Source organism: Rosenbergiella nectarea, assembly GCF_900111105.1.
GTDB classification, from domain to species: domain Bacteria; phylum Pseudomonadota; class Gammaproteobacteria; order Enterobacterales; family Enterobacteriaceae; genus Rosenbergiella; species Rosenbergiella nectarea.
The window spans coordinates 1-24,713 of sequence record NZ_FOGC01000001.1; the positions used below are offsets into that span (position 1 = coordinate 1).

Genomic DNA, 24,713 nt, shown 5'->3' on the forward strand with positions numbered 1-24,713 from the left:
GTTGACAGATTAACGAATAGAAAGGTAAGCGAACACGTTCGTTTATTTAAAGCATTGCGAAGTAAAGAAACGATTAATTTTTATCGTAATCAAGGCGACGACCAAGGGATGTGAAGGAGCATACAGAGGTATGTGACAGAGCAGCACGAGGGAAGTTAACGCCGAGTACGTCAAAAAGGAACGTTTTTAGCAGCAAGAATTTGCCTGGCGGCACTAGCGCGGTGGTCCCACCTGACCCCATGCCGAACTCAGAAGTGAAACGCCGTAGCGCCGATGGTAGTGTGGGGTCTCCCCATGCGAGAGTAGGGAACTGCCAGGCATCCAATAAGTCAAAAAGGCCATCCTAACGGATGGCCTTTTTGCATTGGCTGCTCGAAAATTTTTAAATAGATACATCATTCCACGTACAATTAATGACTTTGCCCGCATTGGCACATTTACCATTATGCAATGTTGGTTGCTCCGGTGTTTTTTCCTTCTTTGCTGCGCAGCTCGCTAATAGAACCGCGATAAATAAAAAGATTATCTTCTTCATTATTTCATTCCTTATCGATATATCCGTAATTTTAGCATGCAATACCGCTCATCTCGTCGAATTGTCGTAGAAATGACTATACTGGCTTTTTACCTCAATTTTAGGTCGGCCAACTATGTCAAAGAAAGCTCAACTGGATACCCTTACCACTCCTCAGCGTTATCCTTATAGGGCAACAACGCCAGCGTCTACCAAATGTTGGCCGAATGGCAAAGGCTTAGCGGTGTATGTCGCAATGAATCTCGAGCACTTTGCGTTCGATTCTTTGGAAGGGGCTAAGCTATCGGCTAATGCTAACTATCCAGATGTATTGAACTACAGTTGGCGGGATTACGGGAATAGGGTAGGAGGCTGGCATTTAGCCGAATTGTTTGAAACGTTAGACATCCCTCCTGCGGTTATCGCGAATACGTCGATTATCGATTATTGCCCAATGCTGCTCGAACGATGGCTAGCAATACCCGAAAGTGAGCTGATCGGTCATGGACATACTAACTCTCAGCGACAAGGTGAACTACCGTTGAGCGAGGAGGATAAGATGATTGCATCTTGTCAGCAGCGTCTCACCGCCTATAATAAATCGGTAAAAGGCTGGTTATCGCCGTGGATATCAGAGAGTTTTCATACTCCTGAGCTACTTGCTAAACATCAGTTCAGCTACACCTTGAATTGGGCGCACGACGATATGCCAACCTCATTTGCTACTGAGAATGGGCCGTTACTCTCTATTCCCTACCCACAAGAAATTAATGATATACCCACTATCATCCCTAATGGGGCCTCAATAGATACTTTCTGTCAGATGATCGAGTACCAATTTGAAGAGTTATTGGCGCGCAGCCAATATTCACCTCAAGTGATGGGGATAGCTCTACATCCGTATATCGTGGGTCAGCCTTTTCGATTTTTTCGTTTAAAACAAACGTTAAGAAAACTATTAGCACGTCGTGAAGAGTATTGGCTAACCACACCAGGAAAGATTGCCGAGCATTACTCATTGGCATTTGAAAGGGATGAAGAACCGATGTATTAGGCCGAGCCAGCTCAAGGGTTTTCACGATGAGTGAACTCTTGAGCAGTTTGCTGGCCGATAATGACAGCGGTTTCTCCGTTATTATGTTTTGATTTTATTTAGTGGCGATTTTTTTGGGGCTGAAGAAGAGTGGAAATGACACCAATGAGGGTCCTGCGCCGCAGAGAGTAGCTCATAGTCGCCGCGGGTATCGCCCCAAGCACGCAAATGATAGTTTTCCAAAGGGCCATAGACTTGCTCTAAACGAGCGACTTTCTGTGCACAACGGCAATTATTACCCGAGATTTTACCCGTGAGCTTTCCGTCAATGACTTCTAATTGCGTACTGATCAAATTGATCCCTAGCTGATCGGCAAAAGGACGTAATACGATCTCAGGAGAGGCAGAGCAAAGCGTTACGGTTGCACCTGTGTTTAACTCGGCTGCGACGGCGAGCAGCCCTTTCGGACGCATGAGTTTTTTAAAATACTTACGGCAGTAGGCATCCGCTTTCTCTTTAACCCATCTTTCATCGATGTCTTTCATAAAAGTATGAATAAGGACTTCTTTAAGCTCATCGCGGGTCAATTTACGGCGCAAGCAACGAAGCGTCGGGAAAACTAAATGCAGCATTTTTCGCGTGAAGCGTCGACGGCCAAAGGCGAAACGTAGGAAGGGAATAAAGCTATCGTGTCGCGTTAATGTCCCATCGAAATCGAATACAGAGAGCGTTGGTGCGTTCCCCAATGTCTTGCCAGCCATAGATACCATCCCAGAAAAAAGTCCGTTAATAAGGTGATCATAGCAGAACCCCCTCTAAGGGTGAATCTCGTATCTAATTTAGGGAGTAGCTGTTTATTTGACACGATTCAGCTTGGTCGACAAAGTTAACCTAAACATTATGATCCAGCTCACAATTCCGCCCTTGTTATTGGAGTGTTTTATAAATGTTATTTAAGTTATTAGCACTCTACAGCTTCCTATTTCCATCCGGATAGACCTCCTATGATTGATGACAGTGTATTAGAACAACTCCGCCAGTGGAGCGAAGGCGATAACCGCTACATCCTCGGCATTATCGGCTTACCCGGAGCAGGTAAATCAACATTGACCGATTGGTTAAAAAAACAGTTTGCAGAAAAAATAGTCGTTATCCCTATGGATGGATTCCACCTTGCAAATAACCAACTCAAACGCTTAGGTCGTTTACAGCGTAAAGGAGCACCCGACACGTTTGATGTAAGCGGTTATCACGCGTTACTGCATCGCGTAAAACAGGCTTATCAGCAAGAAACGGTCTATGCCCCAAGTTTTCATCGAGAAATAGAGGAATCGATCGCCGGGGAAATCGCTGTACCGGCGGATACACGCTTAATTATTACCGAGGGGAATTATTTGTTATCAGAAGAGAATGGCTGGGCCGCTACGCCTTCTTTCTTAGATCGAACTTGGTTCATTCATGTGGACGAACCACAACGATTACGGCAACTCAAACGAAGACATATGGAGTTTGGTCGTAGTGAGCAAGAGGCTGAACAGTGGATTACGACGACCGACCAGCCCAATGCAGAGCTTATTCAGGCTACCGCTCATCGTGCGGATAAACAATTTTTTATTAAATAATAACGACAAATAAAATTTAGGGGAACGCTATGGAAAAAACAATGGAGAGGCAGCTCGAAAAGCCTAATCCTGCCATCGTAGTATGGATTGCCGTGATAGCGGCATTAGGTGGGCTTTTATTTGGGTATGATACGGGTGTGATTGGTGTTGCACTACTGGGATTGGGTAAAGCCTTCGCGATGGATGACACAGTTAAACAACTCGTCACCGGAGCGATTATCTTTGGCGCCATATTTGGGTGTTTAGGAACCGGCCCTTTCTCAGACCGCCTAGGTCGTCGGAAGATGGTGATCTTTGTGGCGATCCTCTTCGCGATAGGTTCCATCGCTTCAGCCATGTCGCCGAATGTGATTATCTTAATCATTTCGCGTTTCATTCTTGGCCTCTCTGCGGGAAGTTCTACACAAATCATTCCCGTCTATATCGCTGAAGTGGCGCCACCCAAGCATCGTGGCAAGATGGTGGTCTTATTCCAATTTATGGTCGTATTTGGAATAACCGTAGCCTACGCCAGTGGCTTTGTGCTGGGTGACCATTGGCGTTGGATGTTTGGTTTGGGGGTTGTTCCAGCGTTAATTTTATTAGCGGGTATGGTGTTCCTACCTGAGAGTCCACGCTGGTTGGTGATGCGTAAACGCGACGATGAAGCACTGCGTATTTTAACCCGTGTTCGGGGCACAAGCTCTTTAGCTCAGCAAGAGATTGAAGAGATACATACGGTAGCCAATCAACCAGAAGGATCATGGCGTGACTTGGCACAACCATGGATTCGTCCAGCCGTGGTGGTGGGTGCCGCAATAGCGATGTTTTCGCAAATCACCGGTAACAATGCATTAATCTATTATGCACCGACCATCCTTACCCACGCTGGCTTTTCTAATCAGGCCGCGATCCTTGGCACCGGCCTCAGTACTTTGCTCGTCGTGATCATGACCGTAATCGGGAGTATCTTGGTCGATAAAATAGGGCGCCGTCGCTACCTCCTCTGGACAATTCCCGGTTCGATTGTTGCGTTACTCGTGATGGGATACCTCTTTTTAGGGAATGGGCCTCAAAACCAGGTTAGCCAAATTATGGTAGTCGTCTGCTTAGCGGCATACCTAATGTTGAACTGTGGCGGGTTTGGCGTCTGCATATGGTTGATCAATGCAGAAGTGTATCCGTTGTTCGTACGGGGTAAAGGCGCGAGTCTAGGGGCGTTCAGCCACTGGATTTTCGATCTATTAGTGACACTTACCACCTTAAGCCTCGTCACGTGGTTAGGGGCCTCTTATACCTTCTGGTTGTACGCCCTTATTTCGATTGGTGCACTGGTCTTCATTATTTATCTCGTGCCAGAAACGAAAGGAAAAAGTTTAGAGCAGATCGAGCAAGATCTGAAGAATAAGAAATTCTATGCTTTTCAGAATAAGGCGTAAGTACCACAACGGTTTATCCGTGAGGGGTTGCCGTCTTTAAAAGAGGATTAACGGTAACAGTCATCAGTTCAAAAAAGGATAATATCGACCTAAGGCCTTTTTTGAACTCCTCCCTATAATTTGGGTTCTTAAATCGAAATAGTATGTTAACTTCTCCCGAAATCGCCGAGATGAATGTGGGATACATTCCCGTTTAAACCCATAAAATAGGCTAGTGATAAAAAGGCTTAGAGTCGACGTGTGTGCTTACCTATCAGTTCTAATCATTTACCTTGTCAGCTTGCCATCGATATAAGGGGTAACTGATACTGCGAATTTTACCCTCATCGAGATAGGAAAATGATTTTCTGAAAAGGGAATCTGCGAATCAGTAGTAAGATAAAATGCTGATCACCGTGAATGACCAGCATGGCACGGTAAGCTTGCAGAAAGTTACCAGTATCACTGATAAGTAAAGTTCATACCGACTATGGATTGTACTTTACCTGCAGTCATTTGGCCTGAGGTTGCCTGATAACGAGCCGTGAGCGTTATCCCGACTCCTGAGGTCGTTACCTTACCAATCGCTAAATTATTACCGAATTTGATGGGGGTGTTATCTTTTAGGATTTGCACACCCACGCCAGATGCCGCATCAGTATTCCCTTCAAGTAAATTTTTGAGAATGTACCCATTTGCGTCAGCAGTGGTCCCACTTAATGAATAGTTCAGGTCTTTGTCAGTCGCACAGTGAACATTTATAGTGAAATCTTTACTGCCTGGGTAATTAGGCAAATCAACCGTGAGATTTCTATAATCAACATCGCAGCCGCCGGTGGGTACCACAACGTTGTTAGAGGCGTAAATATTCCACGTATAATAGTGTGAGTCCCTATTTTCGTTATTGGTTTGATGTAGGACCAGAGAGGCAATGAGGGTGCCGGCGTTTACCACGACCCCTTGTGCTGTGCTGATGGGCGTTAATAATAATCGCGTTGGCCAAGGTTGATCTTGCGTTGATGTATAAAGAACTTTAAGCGTCTCGGAGGTCGTGGGGAAGGCGTAGTTTTGCCCATTGTAGACGACTGAGCCACTAAAATCCCTAAAAAGCTAATTTTCATGGGTAGCCCCTTGATTCAAGCATAATGGGCTATCCTGGCCACATTAACATCCTTGCTAATTACAACATTATTGATATTGAACTTTAAAGGTCGTGTCTGCGTTAGCAACACCTGCACCAGCATCGCCGTTCACAGCAATGTATTGCGCTTTGTAAGTCAGTGTGTTGGTACCTTTAGTCAGTTTAGAAACAGAAGTAGGGGTAGCGTTATCGAACGTCACCAAATTACTTTGTGGGTCTAAAATCTGGATGCCTACGTTAGTCGCTGCGGCAACTGCTGAAGAGGAGCTTTGTACAGAAAGTGCTTTATTGTTGCTTGTAACAGTTGCGCCGTTCCAAATTAAGCTCACACCTTTAGTCACTTGAGTTGTATCGCAATCATCAAGTTGAACATTGAATGCTACTGGATTGCTGGTTTTTCCTGAGGTCAGTGATGCTGCACGAATTTGACCTAGTTGAACTGTCTGATCGATTGAACCTGCGTCAACGGCACACGCGGCGTTAACAACTTCACCTTTGAAGTGTACGGTTCCGCCATTGACGGTAACAGGTGCAGGATCAGCAGCCTGCGCAGCAGCAGAGACTAAACCGAAAGCAGTGATAGAAGCTAATGCAAGAGTTTTCATTTTCATGTGTTCGATCCTTATTAAGAGACGCGCGGCGCAAGGTAGTCGTATACTCCAGCACCAAATTATTCGGTTTTTTTAAAACCGGTTATTGTGCATTAGGGACTCAGTCGTAAGTTCTGAACTCGATACCGCCTTGCAAAGAAACGAATTGTAAGATAATTCTTAATTTGCATTAATCAGTGATAACGATGAATTCGGCTCTATCAATAGGAGTATATCTCTTCTAATTTCTTTGATTTAGATCATCATTTGAGTTTTTTTATGTCTTGTTTTCTAATAAGTTTGTTATTAATCAATGATATATGATTTTTTATTTATGAAGTGTGAACAAAAAAAAGCCATAACAACGTTATGGCTTTCATGTGTAGATTTCGTATTATTTAGGTTCAGGCTGCTTCGATTTTTTCTGTTTAATTTTTTTTAACAAACTCATCGCTTCCGCTTTATTCGCCACAGCAGGCCCTGATCCCGCGAGTGGCTTACGAGCCGTCTCACGCAAGGTGTACACGGTAATCAGGCCAATCACGCCCGCGCCCATTAAGTAATAGGCTGGCATTAACAGGTTATGAGAGGTATCCACCAGCCATGCGGTGATTAACGGTGTTGTCCCACCAAATAGCGATACCGAGATATTAAAACCGATCGCCAAAGCACTGTAACGAATATCGGTCGCAAATAATGCGGGCAATGTCGCCGGCATCGTTCCACTAAAGCAAGTGTGGATTAGCCCTAAGATAATGAGTCCTAAGAAGACTAACCACATATTTCCAGAGCTGATCAGTAGTAAGCAGGGTACTGAGAAGAGGATTAAGCCAATAGCCCCTCCCGCAATCACAGGTCGACGACCAAGCTTGTCTGTCCAGTGCCCTGACATCAGCGTTAATGGCATCATGACAAACATCACTACCATGATCAGTAGCAGACTGCTCAGTTCGCTCAATCCAAGGATACCGGTTAAGTAGCTCGGCATGTAGGAGGTCAGCATGTAGTTTGAGACATTGAACAGTAGCACTAAGCCAATACATTTAAGCATCTGACCACGGTATTTGTTTAGTAGCTGGAATAAACCTAAACGAGGCTTACTGTGCTCCAAAGCTTCCTGCTTCTCCATATGTTGTTGGAAAGCGGGCGTTTCTTCCAACTTTAATCGCACATATAAGCCGAAAATACCTAAAGGTGCTGCGATAAAGAAGGGGATCCGCCATCCCCAATCCAGCATTTGTTGTGGGGTGAATACAGACGTCATCGCAGTCACAAGCGTTGCCCCGATAAGATAACCGCCTAATGTCCCGAACTCTAAGAAACTCCCCATAAATCCGCGACGATTATCGGTTGAGTACTCAGCGATAAATGTCGCCGCGCCGCCGTATTCGCCTCCCGTAGAGAAGCCTTGTAGCAGACGAGCTGCAAGCAACAATAACGGGGCGGCGATACCGATTGATTGATAGGAAGGAATCAAACCGATACAGAAAGTACCAATCGCCATCATGATCATAGTAATGGCGAGTACCTTTTGACGGCCGATTTTGTCGCCTAGCGGTCCAAATACTAATCCCCCAATTGGGCGTATTAAGAAGGCGGCTGCAAAGGCGCCAAAGGTCGCGATCAGCTGCGCGGGCCCGCTTGCTGCAGGAAAGAAGACTTTGCCAATAGTGACAGCCAGATAACTGTATACCCCAAAGTCAAACCATTCCATGGCGTTACCCAGCGCCGCAGCGCCGACGGCACGTTTTAGCATGTCGTTGTCGACGATAGTAATATCATCGAGCGTCAGCTCTTTTTCTTTTCTACGATTCCAAAAATGTTTTTTTGGTTTCTGAGTTGTTGTTTGTTCTACAGACATTGTGATCCTCACGATGGAACGATGGAGCAATGTATAGCTTTCTTAGCCAGACATCCCGTCTCAGTGGGAAAAGAAAGATATAAATAGCTTCCCCATATTCTTAAGTTTAGGTCAATTTAAGATTAATACTGTAAACATGCTTTCGATTAGATTTCAAGAAAAGTGGGATGACTGTCTCATTTCTACGTAGAGGGCAACAGGTTGCATGGCTGTAACTGTCTGATTAATAATAAAATTATTTAATTTTAATATATCTGATAGAGATTGGCAGACTACTTAGAGGACTAAAGCATTAGAGTGAAGGTTCGATAACTATCTGATTTTAAATTAGAAAAATATTGTTGCGGGTGGCTGATCCGTACATAAAAAAGGGTTTTACGTTAATGATTAAGGTGAGATGAGAAAAAACCAACTTATCCGAAGGTAAGTTGGCTTGATGACTAGAAGTTGTAGAACACGGTGATCCAAGTACTATCAGGTTCGTTATCGGTGGTCGTCGCGATAGTTCTTTCAAGATAGACGCTTAAGCCGTGGCCCAACTCTGTCCCTGCACCTAAGTAGACGTGATTAGCGTGGTAATTCTCATCACCCTTAAGGCGTAAGGAGTCAACCGCAACATAAGGTTGGATTGATTTTAGGAATGGCTTATCAATATTAAAGGTATAACCCACGAACTCTTCTAGGCCATAACCGCTACCGGCGAAGTAATGCGAAACAGTATGGTTACAAGTTGAGGGCACGAAATCCTTATAGTAGCTAGCCGTAGAGGTCAAATACCAGTTCCCCGGTTGCCAAGTTAATGCCGTACCGGAGACTTGTTGATTGTAACTTTTCTGCGTGGTGCTATTTTTTACATTTGCTTCAGTACTGCTATAAGCTGCGGCCCATGATAAGGTCGGCATAATAGCGTAGTCAAAACCAAAGCCCGCACCATGGTTACGGCGGTAAGATCGGCCATTGTCGCTGCCATCGTCTTTTTCATCTTCTGGCAATAGGTAGTTCGCAGAAAGGGTAACCGGTCCAAATGTATTTTTATACATGATGCTATTTTTAGGTCTGCTCGCACCATCATAGTCACCACCAAATCCAATACCCGTTGCACCCGCATGACCATCGTTATCCCATACGTCACTTTTGATCCCGACTACGGAATAGTAAATGCCATATTGGTGACCATAGGTTAGCGTACCGTAGCGATCATCTTTAATTCCTGCATAAAGTTGACGTTGGCGATCACGCAAGGAGCCTGGTTGATAGTTCCCCTTCATCCCTAAGAAGTGCGGAACGTTGAATCCCCACTCGTAATAGCCAATAACAGAAGTATGATCAGTTAATTTATAGTCAGCACGGAAACGTACGCGTGATCCGCCATCATGGCCACGTTTATTCGATTTATTTGCATCGGGGCCATTAGTGAAAACCCACTCAGGACGGATGCTTCCGCCGACTTGTAAGCTTAACGGCGCGAGGAGTGTATTACTTTGTGGATTTTTATCCAGAAGGGTAATTTCTGCGTGTGAAGGCGCGGTTATTGCTAATGCTATCAAGCTGCCACTCATGGCAATAATTTTTTGTTTGTTCACCACTTCCTGTCTCCATAGCGATAATATATTCATAGAGTTAATCGTTAAACCACGCTTATCAGCAGGTAAAATACGCCACTGACTCGGTTTTATTGTTGTTGTACCGATTTATTTAGAACTTACCCGATGAACATAACGTTAGAACAGTAAATGATGCAACAAGATTTTTTGACATAAAGTGACATTTGTGTCTTATGTGATTAATAATTAAGTATATTTAGTTTAAAGAAATGTAAAGCAATTATAAATATATGGTGTTCGTCACTATTCATTGAATACGTAGTGTTTTATTGGAATTTTGTATGGATAAAAATTTTTGTCGAGAGGAGTGAATTTTTTTTAGATCTAGACAATATGAGGGGCGTTAATTCGGTGAGTCTGCGCCCGCGTAAGTGGCAGATGCAAGACTAATCTTGTAAAAAAAGCCTATTGTGAAGTGGCACATTCACTGGATTGGATTCTGTCGGTATTTTTGCCTCAAGTGGTAGTGGAAGCACCGTTATTTCCTTTCTAAACAATATTCACTTTCAAGTTGTTGACTAATTCTCCCCGCATAACTAAGAAAATCTAGCCCAACTCACAGCTTACCCTCGTAGCTACCCTACCCTACCCGTTTGGTAAGCACTCAATCACATCCTTCGATAATCATCCACTTCATTTTTTCGGTCAAAACACAGATACCCGAAATGAGTAGGCGGCTATGGGCAAGGTTCTTGATGGGGGAGTGAAGGGCTGCCAGCTACCACACACTCGATCACTAATTATTCAAATCGCACATATAGTTAATCTGGTTATAGTAACTATAGTTATTATTATCTCAGTGAAACAAATTACCCTTTTTACCATCGAGGACATGTACATGAAAACCTTAAAAACTCTTGCGTTAGCCTCTGCTACAGCCTTATCTTTACTCTCATTTGGTAGTTTTGCGCAAAGCGTTTCAGTCACCGATTCTACGCTTGATGGTGCAGAGTCTCAGATTGCTGCGATGGCCCATCAGACCGGTAGTCAGTATAGAATTACGGGCGCGAGTTCCAATAACTTTGTGCGTATGACCGCAGAAATTAATAGCGCACCCTCACACGGATTGAAAAACTAAGGCATCCTTTAGCCATCTCCGACCTTAACGACCTTTGATACCCGCAAGATTAGGCCACAATCAGTCACCACTACCGAAGCGTGCGTGCTTCGGTAGTGGCCTAAGTCCCTTCCTTTGTTGACCAAGCCCTAGCTTCGTGAGGCAGCCCAATCCGTAAAAAAGTAATTCCTCAAATCAGTATTTCGTGAACAGGAAATCAGGACTTGTAACGCCTCCCCCCGCCCTAATTGAGTCGTTCGAACCGATAGGGGGAAGGGTCGACCAACGGTGATTGACCACTAAGAATGTCTGCGGCTAATTGACCCGCTGCAGGTGAGGTTCCGAAGCCATGCCCGGAGAATCCCGTAGCCAGGACTAATCCGGGGAGGGTATTGACTGGCCCAATAACCGGGTTCGAATCGGGAGTCACATCAATAACGCCTGCCCACTCCTGAGCAATTTCTGCAGCCTTAAAGGCGGGCCATGCCTTAATCAAATTTTTGAGTGCCTCCTGATTAAGGCCGGTATTGACGTGTGGATCGAGAGTTCGTATCTGTTCAAAAGGTGAACGTTGATTTTCCTTCCAGTGGCGGGCAAGCCGCAGATCTTGGAAAGAGTAGCGCCCAAAGCCGATACGTAAATTCCCACGACCCTGTTTAAGCTGTTGGCGATAACGCAAGCCAATTAGCATATGGTCCAACGTCAGCGGCGCATCTAACGCACCACGCTGTGTGATGATAAATCCCCCTGTATGGTGGCGTCGAAACGAGAAATCCGGCGCGCCAACCGCGACATCGGTGGGGCCATTAAGGGGTTTCGTCTGTAACACTGAACAGATCAATGGCAGTGTAGGGAGATCTATATGATGATTCATTAAAAACCGTCGTGACCAAGCCCCTGCGGCAAGTAAAACCTGTTCGCACTTTATCTCGCCCTGTTCAGTCAATACCCCGCTAACGCGTCCAGCACTGGTGACTAGGCTTCTCACCGCGCAATTTTCCACGATCACCGCACCTAACCGTTGAGCCGCTTTCGCTATTGCATTGGCCGCTTTAGTTGGCTCGGCACGTCCATCGGACGGAGTAAAAATCCCTCCGGCCCACGTGCTATTGCCCCCAGGAACGCGCCGGGCAACCTCTGCTGAACTTAAGAGTGTTGAATCAAGTTGGAGGTGCTTGACGTGTTCGAACCAATGTTCATGTGTCGCCATTTGTTCAGCCTGACGCGCGACGAACATGATGCCAGCTTGGCGATAGCCGACATCGCCGCCGACTCTTTCCGCCATTGTCGCCCATAACCGATCAGCCGCCTGTGCTAAAGGGATATCTTCAGGGAGGCGACTGGTTTTACGTACCCAGCCCAAATTACGTGAGGATTGTTCGGCCGCTAATTTCCCCTTTTCAATCACAACGACGGGGATATTTCTTTCTGCGAGGCTGAGGGCTGCCACTAACCCGATGATTCCGCCCCCTATAATCACGACAGGACTTTGGGCGGGCAGGATTGCTGAGGTACTCACTGGATCAATACGTGGGGCCATAACGGGGATCTCCTCGCGAATATTATTGCGATATAGTGAGTGAGGTCGCTTTAGTGTGTCCCGCACCACGGTAAGCGGTGACTTCTATCTCCACTTTATACACGGTCGATCCTAGCGGCGGACAGGTGACGGTGGATGCGGGATCGATACCACGGAATTTTTCACCAATAAAAGCCATTACATTTGGCACGTCTTCTGGTGATTGGATGAACACTCTTGAACACACCACATCTTCTAAGCTAGCCTCGACAGCACTTAAGGCCGCTTCGATGTTGGCAAAAACTTGTGCGGCTTGATCGATAACATCTTCTGGGATCTCTTTTGTGACAGGATGGCGGCCAGCAGTATTTGAAACGTAAATCCAGTTATCGACGGCAACCAAACGTGAGTAACTGGCTTTCTCTTCAAAGAGAGAACCGGATTTTACTTTGATAATTGTGGTCATAGCGGTACCTTCGTAAAGTGATTAAGCCAGTTCAGGCGTTTCCCAAAGATTTAATTTCACGCCGATGTTGCGTTGCAGCGCATTTCGGTACAGCACGGTCCCCCATGCCACATCCTCAACTGGCATTCCCCCGACAGACATGATGATGATTTCATCGTCATTTTTTCTACCGGGTGCTTCCCCTGCGATAATCTGGCCGATATCCTCGAGTTGATCTGCGGTCAGAGCACCTTCCGCGAGCATATCCATAAAGCGGACGCCGATAATAGGTATGGTGTTGTGGGCGGGCTTAGGCACTTCTTCGAACCAAGCATTATAAAGACCCGTGTTATCAAGGACTTTTCGCACATCAGTCTGTTCCATTCCCTCATCCAGTGCACAGAGAGCGGGCATCGCTAAAAAGGCTCCCGCTTTTACCCATTCGCGTTTCACAATGGGATAGGTGGCGGCATCGCCTGTTTCACCTGAGCTGCAATAAGCGACCAGATCGCTGTCGCGAACGACCTCTTCAAGCGTGTCGACAATTTGGATTGTGGTGACTTGAGGGTAGGTATGTGTTAACCACGTTATAAATGCATCGAGACTTGCAACACCGCGGCCTTTAACTTTCACTGTATCGACGTTGGGACAGACGGATAGGAATGCTGCAACGGTTGTTTTACCCATGACGCCTGGTCCTAATAGCCCAATTACTCGAGCATCACGCCTGGCAAGGTATTTAGCACCGACGCCTGGGATTGCCCCCGTTCGATACGCTGATAATAAATTAGCCGACATATGAGCCAATGGTGCACCAGTATCCGCATCGTTCAACGTAAACATCAATATCGAGCGCGGTAAGCCTTTTTCTCGATTAGCGATATTGGAGCCATACCATTTAACGCCAGCTGTTCCAAAATTACCGCCGAGGTAGGCAGGCATTGCCATCATGCGTCGGTCTGCCGTGGGTTTCGGCATCGTTGGGAAGGGTGAATTTTCCGGAAATGTGACCATCGCACCATGCGAATCATTATTCGGTCCCGCCATACGGTAGTCACCGTGGTAGAGTAACGCGAACATCTCTTCCATACTCGCAATGCAGGCTGGCATATCGGTAACGCCAGCGCGGATCATGTCTTGCTCAGAAAGATATAAAAAATCAATTCTTGTTGAATCGGTCATTGCCACCACCTCACTCAGGATTTATCCGCCAGAAAGGAAATTTTTTAGCTCTGTCCCAAGTCAGTGACAGCAGCTCTTTATAGAAATAGCCTGATGAGTTTCGGGATGTATTGAATATTTGCGACAGAGTTTTGATTAGTGGTGTGGATGTTGCATTGGGAATAAGTAAGTAGACTTTTATGATGGGTATGACAATGAAAAATAGCCCCGTTTTCAAAGAGAAAAAATTCCATCCTGAACAGCCGTGGTTTGTCCTAAACACGTCGCATTATTTTTGGCAAACGCAGGCAACCTTACCCGATATCTCACATTTCTATAGTTTTAAGACCAGCAAAGAAGCAATACTTACTCTGGCGATTCCTGACGGCTGTGTTGATATCTTATTTGATTGTCATCCACAGTTTCCAACGGCTAGAATTTGCGGTACAACGTTGGAGGCCCGTAATGCCTATTTATCGGAAGAACGGCTCTATTTCGGTATACGCTTTACTGCAGGAGTAATCCCTGATTTCTTGGATGCTTATGCTGATGATATTCCAGATAATGAGTTTAATTTTCTCGATGCCGCGCCCCAAGGAAAAACGATCTTTTCAAGGATTATTGAGGCCAAAGACTTCACCTCGAAAATTACGTTATTCCAGCAGTACTTCAGTCGTTATTTAACACGGAAAAACTCTGCGGTAACGCAATCAGTTATTAAGGGTATTCATGCTGCAGAGGGGAATATCCGTATCGATCAATTGGCGACTATGACGGGCTATAGTTGCCGGACAATTCAGCGCCAGTTTAAGCACGATATCGGCTTGTCGCCAAAAATATTCAGTCGAATTATTCGCTGTCAATCAGCCTTGAGTCGCATTCATGATGCGGGAATGTGCTCTTATGGCGACATCTCTTATGATTTGGGTTTTAGTGATCAATCCCATTTCTTACGGGAATTTAAGCGTTTTAGCAGTACAACACCGACACATTATTTGAACCATATTACGGCGCAACATTACGGTCGACGATTGGTCGAGCCGCAGCACTAAAGCAGTGCAGGTCTGCACTCGGGGTATGTCGCAATTTTTCTATCAGTATCTGAACGCCTGGAGAATGATGAATTCATCATGGCAGACTAATGAGGGAAGACTCATTAGCGCGCCTTTCTCACTAAGGGGCAATGATGATGGAAAAAGAGTCGGGCTTACGTAAAAATACATTGGGATTATTTTCGTTAATATTTTTTGTTGTGGCGGCTGCCTCACCCCTTACTGGGGTCGTCGGGGGGCTGCCCGTTGCAATTGCCGGGGGAAATAGCGCGGGAATTGCGACGTTTTATTTACTCTCCTGCATCATTTTGATTTTATTTTCGATTGGTTTTTTGGCGATGAGCCAATACGTGAAAAATTCCGGTGCCTTTTACACTTATATTCGGCAAGGGTTGGGCGAAAACTGGGGCTCTTCAGCCTCGATAATTGCGATACTTGCCTATATTTCGATTCAAATCGCCATTGTTGCGATGTTAGGTTTCTTTTCCGCGCAACTCATCGCCGATCAATTCTCACTGGCGGTTCCTTGGTGGTTATGTAGCATAACGTTTCTTTTAATAACCTGGTGCTTAAGTATTAAGCGGGTAGAGGTTGGAGGGAAGATACTTGGAATATTGATGCTCGCTGAAGTGGGAATTGTGCTCTTAACGGATATTGTTTTACTTATTAAACATGGTCACCATCATAGCTTACAGCCTTTTCAGCCTTCCGTCTTTCTACACGGTAATCTCGGGATCAGCTTTATTTTTACTATTGCTGCCTTTATCGGGTTCGAGACGACCGCTATTTATGCCGAAGAGTGCAAAGATCCTCATAAAACAATCCCTCGAGCAACGATTTGCGCATTATTATTGATCACGGCTTTTTTCTGTTTTACGAGCTGGTGTTTGGTACAAACCTATGGCGCAGAGCAATTAATTAGTCTTGCTCGTAAAGAACCCGAAAATTTAATCCTGATGATTACACGCGACAATGTCGGGCAATGGGCAGTCACTGCGATGTCGATATTATTAATTAGTAGCTTATTTGCTGCGACCGTTGCCTTTCATAATAATATCTCGCGCTATTTATTTAGTATGAGTCGTGATGGGTTGATCTGGCAGGAGCTCTGTAAAATTCACCCGAATAACGGTACACCGCATAATGCCAGCCACCTTCATAGCGTTATCATGCTGCTATTGCTTATTGGTCTCGGGGCGATGAATGTGGATCCTATGATGCATATTTTTGCACTAGGCTCGGCGATCTCCACGCTCTGTGTCCTACTTTTACAGCTGGGAGTTTGTGCCGCCGTCATCAATTTCTTCCGTCACCAACGCCATCAGCGGGGAGCTTGGTCAACCTTTTGGGCGCCTCTTCTGTCATTTTTTGCGATGTTATTCACTATTCTTTTAGTGATTAATAATTTGCCAATCCTAGTAGGCGGAGAAAGCATGATGACCCGAGTTATTCCGGGCGTTATCGCGATGTGTAGTGTGTTGGGGTATTTATGGTCGAAGAGGGTGGCGCTTAAAAGGGGGTGTGCCCAGAGAAATTAACACTATGCTGGCATAGTAACGACTTATGACTCACGCTATACATAATGAAAGACTTTATCGTTAAAGATTAAGTTTTTTTTAAATAAGCCATCGTCTAATAAGATTTTTTACTTTACGGATAAGATTTTTATTTTTATAAACTTATCCCAGATTTATGACACTAGCACGCTGTCTTCTCATAATCCGGTCATTTATAAGACAAGAGATATCGGGGATTGGCACGTCAACAAGAACGCGCCGACCTTTATTTGGCAGATAGGCAAAGGGGGGGATTGAGGAGAAAAGGGTCAGTCATCTAATGTCCTAATGAGCTAACGGTGAGGTTGCTAGGCAGATAGTGGGCCACACCGTTTTATCTATCCTAGACGCCGGCGGTATTAAATCTGTGGTATGAGAAGCTGAGGTTAATGGCTGAGCCACAGGGGAAATGTGGTGGCGTTAAGGTGAGCTAAAAATCAAAAAAATTTGATATCCAACCAGATAACTGCGTTATCTTGGTATTCTGAATAAAAATATTAAATCTTAAGATAGAAAGAGAAAACCATGCCGGTTCCTACCTATGATAACTTTATTGAGCCCGTATTACGGGTCTTGCAGCAATCACCTACAGGTGTCGCCGCGAAAGAGGTTTACGAGGGAGCAGCCAACTTACTGCATCTCGATGATAGCCAGCGTAATGAACTTATCCCCAGTGGCCAACCGGTTTACAAAAATCGGGCCGGGTGGGCTCATGACCGACTCAAACGCGCCGGGCTATCCCAGAGCCTATCACGAGGAAAGTGGTGTTTAACCGAGGCTGGATTTAACTGGCTTAAGCAACACCCTTTTCCCCTGAGTAAAGCGCAGGTTGATCATCTGGCGTTTGATTTTATCAACGTCCGACTGACCACTCCTACGGATGCGGTTATGCTGGACGATGATGGTGCACCGGACTCGGCTATCTCTCTCCAAACCAGCAGCCCGGATGACCGCTTAGCGGAAGCTTTGGCAGAAATCCGCAGTGCTGTAGCCACCGAATTGCTGGAAAATTTACTGCAGGTCTCACCGAATCGCTTTGAAGTGATTGTCTTAGATGTGTTGCATAAACTTGGTTACGGCGGCCATAGGGATGATCTTCAGCGTGTCGGGGGCACCGGCGACGGTGGAATCGATGGCATTATTTCTCTGGATAAACTTGGGCTAGAGAAAGTTTATGTCCAGGCGAAGCGTTGGCAAGGCACCGTTGGCCGCCCAGAACTACAGGCTTTTTATGGCGCACTGGCGGGGCAAAAAGCCAAACGCGGTATTTTTATCACCACCTCAGGCTTTACTGCTCATGCTGTGGAATTTTCCCGATCCGTTGAAGGACTGGTACTGATTGATGGCAATCGACTGGTTAACTTAATGATGGATAATGAAGTAGGGGTGACTTCGCAACAGATTAAACTGCCCAAAATCGATATGGATTATTTTGAGCAGTAATAGCCGACGCTTGATTATCTTAATGACAGCCCACCAGCGTGGGCTGATTTTAGTGAGAAGTCTTTTTAGCGCGTTTTTTTACCGTACCAGTAGCCAGTTTTTCAGCGGTTATTTTTTCCAGTAATGCTTCCGCACTATTAAGCCCACTAATCAGCTCGGGATTTTCCTCGCGCCATTGGGCGGTTAATTCACCGCGGAAAGCTTTGGCGAGGATGGATTGGGTTAGATTATTTATCCGTGATAAAGCATTATCCGTCATCGTTTCAAAAATACTAATGCAGCTGAGATGTTTATCAACATCTTTAATTATTTCGTTTTGTTCTTCCAATGATGGAATAGGTAAAATTAATGAAGATAGCTCTTTACTATTTATATTATTCACACCAGATGTTGAGCGCGCGATGTTTTCTATAATCTGACGTATCTGAGGGCTTTGCAAGCAATAAGTCACATATTCTGGAACTGCTATTTCTAAATTCAATCTAATTCTAATAAGATATCCTGCATATAAAAACCCAGTGTCTTTTTCAGATACCATAGCTACTTTACCTACTAAGTCAACGCTCCCATTTGATCTAATTAGTAATAAATCTCCTTTTTTTAAGGATAGAGTAGATAGCTCCTTTTCGTCAAAATAAGCATATTTCAAATTTGAATCTGTTATATGACCTGAACCAATATTAGGTATACGAAGAACAGCAGTATCTCCTTCAGTCTCTGAACATTTTTTTGATGTTCCATATCGAATATCTTCAGAAATGCTACCAAGCGATGTTGAGAATTGCTCTTTAGAATTTTTATCAGAAGAATATTTAATTATGATCGCACTCAACACCGACTGCCTAAATCTTTTCAAAATTTTAGGGATATTTTCCAGACGTGTTTTAATACTCTCCACGCGAGCCAAAAGGTCATCGAGTTTATCAGCGATGATTTTTTGTTCGGCTAAAGGTGGAAGATTTAAAGAGTAATCTTCAAAATTTCCCATCTTTATATAATTGGTAGCAGAGCCATACTGTTTTTCTTTACTGTTCTTTTCCCAATTGGATAAAAGGTTAAAGTAAATGAATTTCGGCTCACATCGAAAATCATAAAGAATATAGGTTCTTTGGTACGCTTCAGCCCGCCCTTTAAAGTAAGCAACATGGCCGACATTAGCACCATTACCGGGAAGTATAATGAGTTCACCTTCAAAACTATATGTATCAGCTTTTAGCGGTTCTAAAGCACAAGTAAAAAATTTGTAAGCACCATCAATTGATGCATGGTTAGCGTCAACCTTCCCGGTTTTAACATTACATATGTCTAGAAGATTCACAGATATAAAGGATGTTGAATCCATCACTTAACCCCACCTAATATCTCATTCAGCAACGTCTTCTGCATATCGGCTTCATCGCTAGCGCCCAGCTCCCGCATCAATGCATCCAACTCACCGAGAGCCTGTACCAGTTCACTCATGGCTTCTCCGGCTAATACGGCGGGTTCTGGCAGGCTGGCTGCATCCACGCTGCTATTATCTCGTAGCCAGGAGATATCCAGCGAATCGCCTTTGGTGTCGCGAATCCACTCCCGGGTAAAGACCCGCCAGCGGCTAGTTGTGATGCGCTCAGCCACATTGTCATTTTCAGCCGTATCAGGGGCCTCAATGTCTTCAGCGTTAAAGCTCCAATCCCCTTCCTGGCGAGGGCTGTTACCGTTCGGCGAGTCACCAAATATATTTTCAAAAGGTTTTAAATGGTTCTCATTGAAGGGGGTGCGCTTGCCAAAGCTCGGCATATTGGTGCGCAGGTCATAGACCCAGATATTTTGTGTACAGTTCTCTTCCTGGTAGTTATCTGCCTCAGTACCTTTGGTGAAAAATAGCACATTGGTTTTCACGCCTTGGGCGTAAAAAATCCCGGTAGGTAAGCGCAGAATGGTATGCAGATTACATTTATTCATTAGGTCCCGGCGCACATCGGTGCCGACTCCGGCCTCAAACAATACGTTATCTGGTAAAACCACGGCCGCGCGGCCGCCTGGTTTTAGATTACGGTAGATATGCTGTAAAAAGGCCAACTGCTTATTACTAGTCGGGTAGGTAAGGTCATCCCGAGTAATACTGGCTTCGCCCCCTTTCGCGGTACCAAAAGGCGGGTTAGCCAGAATAATATCGGCTTTCGCCAGCGCCTGCCCGGCCATCCCCAAAGCATTACCCTGATGCACTACCCCTTCATCATCCCCTTCCATGCCGTGCAGCAGGCAGTTCATCAGCGCCAGACGGCGGGTTGAGGGTACCAATTCAATACCGACAAAGGCTTTGTTTTTCTGAAATTGCTGTTCTTTGGCGGTCAAATCATAGAGATCATCGGTATGAGACTTAATATACTGATCGGCAGCAATTAAGAAACCGGCGGTGCCTGCCGCCGGGTCTTGCACCACTTCCCCCGCCTGGGGTTTGATGCAGTTAACCATGCTGTTAATCAGTACCCGCGGGGTAAAATACTGCCCGGCGCCGGACTTGGTTTCACCGGCGTTCTTTTCCAGCAAACCTTCATATAAATCACCCAGCCCATCTTTCTGAACACTGAACCAATCAATGTGGTCCAGCGAGCGGATCAGTTGTTCCAGGTGGCGTGGTTCACGCAGGCGGGTTTGGGCATCGGCATAGATAGCAGTAATCAGCGGGTCGGCATGCACCACGTTACCTTCAGCATCTTTACCGGTAGAGAGTTTCAGCAAAATCTGTTTGTAATCATTCAGCAGGTTAATACCGGATTTCGCGTTTAAATCGGTCCAGCGGCAACCTTCTGGCAGAGTGTGTTTATCCAGTGTCTCAGCTTCGGTGTTCTCATGTACCATCTTGATAAACAGCAGCAATACCAGCTCAGTGACATAGTCGCTGTAATTAATGCCGTCATCACGCAGCACATCACACAGGTTCCAGAGTTTCTGGACGATTTCGTTATTATTACTCATAGGTCTTCCGAAGAAGGCCGGTAACCCGGCCTGTTTGCTGAAAAATTATGGGGAAGGGTAGCACAATCAGGCAGTTTTTGGAGACCATAAGGTGTCGCTCATCTGCTCGAGAATACTGTCTAACTGGTCATCCAGTAACACATTGATCCTCTTCGCGCCACCGGCATCAGAAAAGCACTGATTCACAAAGTGTTTATCCAATACCACTTCATGTACCAGCTGTTTAGCCAGACGCTCCAGCCACTTTTTCTGCACAGTGGTCCAGCGATGCCGGGCATAAATGCCATCCAGTGCCTGCTTAACGCGCTCTTCAAACGGCATTAGTGATTCCCCCAAAGCCGCCTGGCGAATATGGCCGATAATGGTAGCGGCAATATCCTGATTGCTCTCCGTGCGAATGGCAGAGCGCAGGCTAGCCTCACTGTAGCCCGCCTCATCCAGTAGTAAGCGGATCTCTTTAAGCTGCTCTCGCGTCAGGTCCTTCGGACGATTTATCACTACCGATAGGGCTGCGGACTGGTTGAGGTTATTTTTGATAAACTCGCTAAAGCTCTGTAGATAATCCGCCGGTTTTTGATAGCGCCCGTAGTTTTGCTCTTTACTGAGCAGCTCATCTTTATGGTCAGAGATCACCGGGCGGTATTCACTCCCCAGCAGGGCCCCTACATCTTCCAGCTGTGTAATCAGATTACGGTGCTGTTTTAGAAACACAGAGGCTTGCTGCGGGCCGATTTTATGCAGATGCTGATGCAGATTTTTCGGCTCAACACCCCATAAGGCTTCCAACTCATTTAACTTTTCACGCACCTCTGGCTGCCTGTCGGCTTTGCTTTCGGCTTTACGCAGCACACGCATCACTTTCTGACTCAGTTGATTAAGAAGGCTATCTGCTTGCGTTTCGATGGCGCTGTCCCCCGGCGTGTTGAGGGCGGTGGCTAGCACATCATCATCGGCGAGCTCTGCAACCAGCTGTTCAATACTGATCCCGGCATTTTTGACCAGCGGTTTCATGGTGTTGACATCTTTTAGCGTGGCATAGAGATCCACTGGGTCGTGGATCCAGAATACGGTTTTACCGATTTCATCACAGCGCCGTGTTGCCCGGCCAATCATCTGCTCATAGAGAATGCGGGACTTCACGCGCCGTAGGAATACCAAATGCGTGATAGGCGGGACATCAATCCCAGTAGTCAAAAGGTCAACCGTAATGGCAATACTTGGATAGCGTTCATTTTTAAAGCGTTTAATCAGCTTGCTTACCTGATCGCTTTTACCGGTAATTTTTTGTATCGAAGCCTGGTTAAAATCGGGATTAACATCCCCCATGGCTTTATCTAATAAACGCTTAACCATATCCGCATGGGTATCGGTGGCGCAGAAAATTAAGGTCTTTTCATTCCCAGCAGGATCGATCTCTTTCGCCAGCTCTTCACAAATCACTCGGTTAAACTCTTCGGTAATCACTCGGCGGTTAAAGGCCTCGATATCAAAATCGAGTTCATCTTCCAGTTCACTGATATCCACTTCACCGGTTTCGGTGTCAATCGCACTGACCTCATCCCCTTTCTCAAAGTGAATACCATGCTTACTCAGCACTGTGGTATAGCGAATCGGCGGTTCATGATCGATAAGCCAGTCTTCCGCCACCGCTTCGCGATAAGAATAGGTATAGACCGGATGACCAAAAATCTCGCTGGTATGCTTGGCTGGGGTAGCTGTTAAGCCAATTTTTATCGCATCAAAGTAGTCCAGCACCCGACGATAGCTGGAAAGATACTGGGCATTATCACGGATAGCCAGTTCGCCCTCGGTCATCTCCTGATCGAGGGTATATCCCCGGTGCGCCTCATCAATAATAATGCAGTCAAAGGTATCCACCGCGGGCGGATTGCCTGAACGATAGATACGACTGACCATCGCCTGCACCGTGGCCACCTGAACACGGGTTTCCGCCTCTGCCGCCATATCCCCCAGTTCAGCAATATTGTAGATCTGGGATAACGTCTGGTTCTGCTCTAATGAAGTCTCTTTAAAAGCATCTTGAGCCTGTTCCCCGAGGGCTGAACGGTCAACCAGAAACAGAATACGTTTAAAACGGTCAGCTTTTAAAAAGCGATAGATCAGGCCGATAATAGTCCGGGTTTTACCGGTGCCAGTGGCCATCGCCAGTAGGACTTCTCGTGCCTCGTCTTCCAGAGCTGTTTCCACCGCTTTAACCGCTTTTTCCTGATAATCGCGTAAGCCAAGGTAGCCAAAAGGTTCATTATGTAGTTTGGCTTCAGCTTCGGCTCGGCTGCGATGGAGGCGGTCTATCAGCCCTTCAGGGGTAATAAAATTTTCTAACGGGTAGCGGGTATTATCCGGAGAGCGAACATCCCGGAACCAAGTCCCGGAAAACTCTGCCGACTGCTTAATATAGGGGCGTCCATTGCAGGAGAATACAAAGGGGATTTGGAACACCTCTCCGGTACCGTCATCCCAGCCTGCCGTTAACCCCTCTTGTTTCCAGGCAGGCGTTAATGAGGCATCAAACTGAAAGCTTTTGCTATAACGCTCAGCTTGAGGGATCTTTCCGGCAACATTTTCATTTTTCTTTTTCGCTTCAACCGTCGCAACAGGGATTAGCCCGCAGAATAAAACGTAGTCGGCTCTGCCACGTTCACCATTCAGGGAGGTAGGCCATTCAGCAATGGCTTTATTGATCCCTTTTTCTGGTCGAGCGCCTTTTTGGTAGGTCAGTTCTTGAGTATCTGCCAGCCAGCCCCATTCATTCAACTGCTGGTCAATCAGAATACGTGTCAGCTCTTCGGTCATTACCTGCTTGCGAGCTGAACTGGACTTACGATTAAACGCTTTACGCTGGGCAGTGACTACCTGTTGCGCCTGTTGAGCAAGCTGCTCCTGAAGGGCCTTTAACTTAGCATCATACTCCTTTTGCAAGCGCAGCAAATCTTGCTGATTGATTTCCAGCAGGGTTTGTTGTTCGCGTGCCTCTTGATCCATCGCCTCGGCCAGTTGGGCATACTCTTCTTTTTGTTGTTTGAGTAACGCCTGTAGTTGTTCGCTGCTTTCCAGCTTTTGATTGGTGGCCAGCAATGTCTGTTTCAGCTTTTCAATGGCGAGCTGAGACTGGGTTAACTGAGTACTAGGGTCATGGGGCGCGGTAAAGGGGCCGGGATTAAACCCACTTCCAGCATTGCCAAAGGTTTGATGAAACCAAATCGCTAAGGCACGGGCGATGCGTAAGGCATCCATAGCTTCCCGGTGTTTGGTCTGAAACTGATGGGTCGCTTTATTCCCTTCAATACGTAAGGTATGAAATAACTGGCGAATGGCGGGGTCGAGCTGTAGCTCTCTGTCCAATCGATAAAGCAGTTCTTGTTGACTGGGGTTATCTTCCAGATTGATATTTAACCGCACAGCAATATTCTGAGCAAGAACCTCACCAAATTGGCGTAATTTCATCAGCGTGGTATTCGGGTCACTGGCAAATAGCCGCTCAGCCGTTGCGGTTATCTGTACAAACAGCGGATCATATTCTTCCAGAAAAGCAAAGTTCGCTGATAAAGGGGGGATCGAGGTGGTCAACATCAGGCTCCTCTCGCAATCACCCGTCACTTTTTGCTGCTATGCAACGGCTGAAACGTTCGATTATGGGAAATATATCTCAAAATCATAACGCTGTGCTGTTTTTAATCAAGCGATTAACCTTGATTGAGTATCAATATCGTAGGAAATAATACAAAAGACGATTAT

Annotated in this window: 18 protein-coding genes, 1 rRNA gene and 2 pseudogenes; 9 read left to right on the forward strand and 12 right to left on the reverse strand. The window is 45.9% G+C overall.

Features of this window, described 5'->3' with window-relative positions:
• Nucleotides 1–203: 203 nt before the first annotated feature.
• Nucleotides 204–319, forward strand: a 5S ribosomal RNA gene (gene rrf, locus BMX14_RS00005).
• Between the two features lie 331 nt (nucleotides 320–650).
• The gene (locus BMX14_RS00010) at nucleotides 651–1,568 is read left to right on the forward strand and encodes a polysaccharide deacetylase family protein (RefSeq protein ID WP_092670950.1); all 918 of its coding nucleotides are present in this window, start codon (nucleotides 651–653) and stop codon (nucleotides 1,566–1,568) included.
• An 81-nt stretch (nucleotides 1,569–1,649) separates the two neighbouring features.
• On the opposite strand, the gene BMX14_RS00015 is transcribed toward BMX14_RS00010, so the two are convergent.
• Nucleotides 1,650–2,309 (reverse strand): HAD family hydrolase, encoded by a 660-nt coding sequence (locus BMX14_RS00015; RefSeq protein WP_408011851.1) that lies wholly within the window; start codon nucleotides 2,307–2,309, stop codon nucleotides 1,650–1,652.
• A gap of 243 nt (nucleotides 2,310–2,552) precedes the next feature.
• Here BMX14_RS00015 and BMX14_RS00020 point away from each other — a divergent pair, with 243 nt between their 5' ends.
• Both BMX14_RS00020 and BMX14_RS00025 read left to right on the forward strand, forming a co-directional pair.
• Nucleotides 2,553–3,170, forward strand: coding sequence for a nucleoside/nucleotide kinase family protein (locus tag BMX14_RS00020; protein WP_092670956.1), 618 nt, complete (start codon nucleotides 2,553–2,555; stop codon nucleotides 3,168–3,170).
• Between the two features lie 29 nt (nucleotides 3,171–3,199).
• A complete protein-coding gene (locus tag BMX14_RS00025) occupies nucleotides 3,200–4,588 on the forward strand; it encodes a sugar porter family MFS transporter (protein ID WP_092670959.1) in 1,389 nt (462 codons plus the stop codon).
• 441 nt (nucleotides 4,589–5,029) lie between these two features.
• Here the strand turns inward: BMX14_RS00025 and BMX14_RS00030 are convergent, their stop codons facing one another.
• The 5 genes and pseudogenes from BMX14_RS00030 to BMX14_RS00045 form a co-directional block, all read right to left on the reverse strand.
• Complete coding sequence (locus BMX14_RS00030; protein WP_230527230.1) at nucleotides 5,030–5,413, reverse strand: fimbrial protein; 384 nt, start codon at nucleotides 5,411–5,413, stop codon at nucleotides 5,030–5,032.
• A gap of 33 nt (nucleotides 5,414–5,446) precedes the next feature.
• A pseudogene (locus BMX14_RS17005) lies at nucleotides 5,447–5,659 on the reverse strand (fimbrial protein); the annotation flags it as partial.
• A 96-nt stretch (nucleotides 5,660–5,755) separates the two neighbouring features.
• Nucleotides 5,756–6,319 (reverse strand): type 1 fimbrial major subunit FimA, encoded by a 564-nt coding sequence (gene fimA / locus BMX14_RS00035; RefSeq protein ID WP_092670965.1) that lies wholly within the window; start codon nucleotides 6,317–6,319, stop codon nucleotides 5,756–5,758.
• Nucleotides 6,320–6,692: 373 nt separating this feature from the next.
• Nucleotides 6,693–8,159 (reverse strand): glycine betaine/L-proline transporter ProP, encoded by a 1,467-nt coding sequence (gene proP, locus BMX14_RS00040; protein WP_092670968.1) that lies wholly within the window; start codon nucleotides 8,157–8,159, stop codon nucleotides 6,693–6,695.
• Nucleotides 8,160–8,599: 440 nt separating this feature from the next.
• Nucleotides 8,600–9,742, reverse strand: a complete 1,143-nt coding sequence (locus tag BMX14_RS00045; RefSeq protein WP_408011852.1) for a porin — start codon at nucleotides 9,740–9,742, stop codon at nucleotides 8,600–8,602.
• An 859-nt stretch (nucleotides 9,743–10,601) separates the two neighbouring features.
• On the opposite strand from BMX14_RS00045, the gene BMX14_RS00050 reads away from it, so the two are divergent.
• Nucleotides 10,602–10,841: a DUF1471 domain-containing protein gene (locus tag BMX14_RS00050; protein WP_092670971.1), complete on the forward strand. Its 240-nt coding sequence runs from the start codon at nucleotides 10,602–10,604 to the stop codon at nucleotides 10,839–10,841.
• Between the two features lie 223 nt (nucleotides 10,842–11,064).
• On the opposite strand, the gene BMX14_RS00055 is transcribed toward BMX14_RS00050, so the two are convergent.
• The 3 genes from BMX14_RS00055 to BMX14_RS00065 are packed head-to-tail and all read right to left on the reverse strand — an operon-like array spanning nucleotide 11,065 to nucleotide 13,966.
• On the reverse strand, nucleotides 11,065–12,360 hold the full coding sequence (locus BMX14_RS00055) for an NAD(P)/FAD-dependent oxidoreductase (RefSeq protein WP_092670974.1): 1,296 nt from the start codon (nucleotides 12,358–12,360) through the stop codon (nucleotides 11,065–11,067).
• Between the two features lie 22 nt (nucleotides 12,361–12,382).
• Nucleotides 12,383–12,805, reverse strand: a complete 423-nt coding sequence (locus BMX14_RS00060) for a RidA family protein (RefSeq protein ID WP_092670977.1) — start codon at nucleotides 12,803–12,805, stop codon at nucleotides 12,383–12,385.
• A 21-nt stretch (nucleotides 12,806–12,826) separates the two neighbouring features.
• Nucleotides 12,827–13,966 carry a tyramine oxidase subunit B gene (locus BMX14_RS00065; protein ID WP_092670980.1) on the reverse strand — a complete coding sequence of 380 codons (1,140 nt, stop codon included), beginning with the start codon at nucleotides 13,964–13,966 and terminating at the stop codon, nucleotides 12,827–12,829.
• 194 nt (nucleotides 13,967–14,160) lie between these two features.
• Here BMX14_RS00065 and BMX14_RS00070 point away from each other — a divergent pair, with 194 nt between their 5' ends.
• The 4 genes and pseudogenes from BMX14_RS00070 (at nucleotide 14,161) to BMX14_RS00085 (ending at nucleotide 17,996) form a co-directional block, all read left to right on the forward strand.
• Nucleotides 14,161–14,997, forward strand: coding sequence for a helix-turn-helix domain-containing protein (locus BMX14_RS00070; RefSeq protein ID WP_408011853.1), 837 nt, complete (start codon nucleotides 14,161–14,163; stop codon nucleotides 14,995–14,997).
• Between the two features lie 137 nt (nucleotides 14,998–15,134).
• Nucleotides 15,135–16,535: an APC family permease gene (locus BMX14_RS00075; RefSeq protein ID WP_092672404.1), complete on the forward strand. Its 1,401-nt coding sequence runs from the start codon at nucleotides 15,135–15,137 to the stop codon at nucleotides 16,533–16,535.
• 165 nt (nucleotides 16,536–16,700) lie between these two features.
• A pseudogene (locus BMX14_RS16715) lies at nucleotides 16,701–16,811 on the forward strand (acyl-CoA dehydrogenase); the annotation flags it as partial.
• 267 nt (nucleotides 16,812–17,078) lie between these two features.
• Nucleotides 17,079–17,996 carry a restriction endonuclease gene (locus BMX14_RS00085; protein ID WP_092670983.1) on the forward strand — a complete coding sequence of 306 codons (918 nt, stop codon included), beginning with the start codon at nucleotides 17,079–17,081 and terminating at the stop codon, nucleotides 17,994–17,996.
• Nucleotides 17,997–18,045: 49 nt separating this feature from the next.
• On the opposite strand, the gene BMX14_RS00090 is transcribed toward BMX14_RS00085, so the two are convergent.
• The 3 genes from BMX14_RS00090 to hsdR all read right to left on the reverse strand — a co-directional run bounded on the left by BMX14_RS00090 (nucleotide 18,046) and on the right by hsdR (nucleotide 24,548).
• Nucleotides 18,046–19,338 carry a restriction endonuclease subunit S gene (locus BMX14_RS00090; RefSeq protein WP_092670986.1) on the reverse strand — a complete coding sequence of 431 codons (1,293 nt, stop codon included), beginning with the start codon at nucleotides 19,336–19,338 and terminating at the stop codon, nucleotides 18,046–18,048.
• The gene (locus BMX14_RS00095; protein ID WP_092670989.1) at nucleotides 19,338–20,957 is read right to left on the reverse strand and encodes a class I SAM-dependent DNA methyltransferase; all 1,620 of its coding nucleotides are present in this window, start codon (nucleotides 20,955–20,957) and stop codon (nucleotides 19,338–19,340) included. Before BMX14_RS00095 ends, BMX14_RS00090 begins: the two co-directional genes overlap by 1 nt.
• 66 nt (nucleotides 20,958–21,023) lie before the next feature.
• Nucleotides 21,024–24,548, reverse strand: a complete 3,525-nt coding sequence (hsdR, locus tag BMX14_RS00100; protein WP_092670992.1) for a type I restriction-modification system endonuclease — start codon at nucleotides 24,546–24,548, stop codon at nucleotides 21,024–21,026.
• Nucleotides 24,549–24,713: the final 165 nt, after the last annotated feature.

Coding starts and splice junctions, on each gene's coding strand:
- proP (WP_092670968.1), bottom strand. CDS start 8,159: ATGTCTGTAGAACAAACAACAACTCAGAAACCAAAAAAACATTTTTGG.
- BMX14_RS00075 (WP_092672404.1), top strand. CDS start 15,135: ATGGAAAAAGAGTCGGGCTTACGTAAAAATACATTGGGATTATTTTCG.
- BMX14_RS00085 (WP_092670983.1), top strand. CDS start 17,079: ATGCCGGTTCCTACCTATGATAACTTTATTGAGCCCGTATTACGGGTC.
- BMX14_RS00015 (WP_408011851.1), bottom strand. CDS start 2,309: ATGGCTGGCAAGACATTGGGGAACGCACCAACGCTCTCTGTATTCGAT.
- BMX14_RS00065 (WP_092670980.1), bottom strand. CDS start 13,966: ATGACCGATTCAACAAGAATTGATTTTTTATATCTTTCTGAGCAAGAC.
- BMX14_RS00050 (WP_092670971.1), top strand. CDS start 10,602: ATGAAAACCTTAAAAACTCTTGCGTTAGCCTCTGCTACAGCCTTATCT.
- BMX14_RS00070 (WP_408011853.1), top strand. CDS start 14,161: ATGAAAAATAGCCCCGTTTTCAAAGAGAAAAAATTCCATCCTGAACAG.
- BMX14_RS00055 (WP_092670974.1), bottom strand. CDS start 12,360: ATGGCCCCACGTATTGATCCAGTGAGTACCTCAGCAATCCTGCCCGCC.
- hsdR (WP_092670992.1), bottom strand. CDS start 24,548: ATGTTGACCACCTCGATCCCCCCTTTATCAGCGAACTTTGCTTTTCTG.
- BMX14_RS00020 (WP_092670956.1), top strand. CDS start 2,553: ATGATTGATGACAGTGTATTAGAACAACTCCGCCAGTGGAGCGAAGGC.
- fimA (WP_092670965.1), bottom strand. CDS start 6,319: ATGAAAATGAAAACTCTTGCATTAGCTTCTATCACTGCTTTCGGTTTA.
- BMX14_RS00090 (WP_092670986.1), bottom strand. CDS start 19,338: ATGGATTCAACATCCTTTATATCTGTGAATCTTCTAGACATATGTAAT.
- BMX14_RS00095 (WP_092670989.1), bottom strand. CDS start 20,957: ATGAGTAATAATAACGAAATCGTCCAGAAACTCTGGAACCTGTGTGAT.
- BMX14_RS00025 (WP_092670959.1), top strand. CDS start 3,200: ATGGAAAAAACAATGGAGAGGCAGCTCGAAAAGCCTAATCCTGCCATC.
- BMX14_RS00010 (WP_092670950.1), top strand. CDS start 651: ATGTCAAAGAAAGCTCAACTGGATACCCTTACCACTCCTCAGCGTTAT.
- BMX14_RS00060 (WP_092670977.1), bottom strand. CDS start 12,805: ATGACCACAATTATCAAAGTAAAATCCGGTTCTCTCTTTGAAGAGAAA.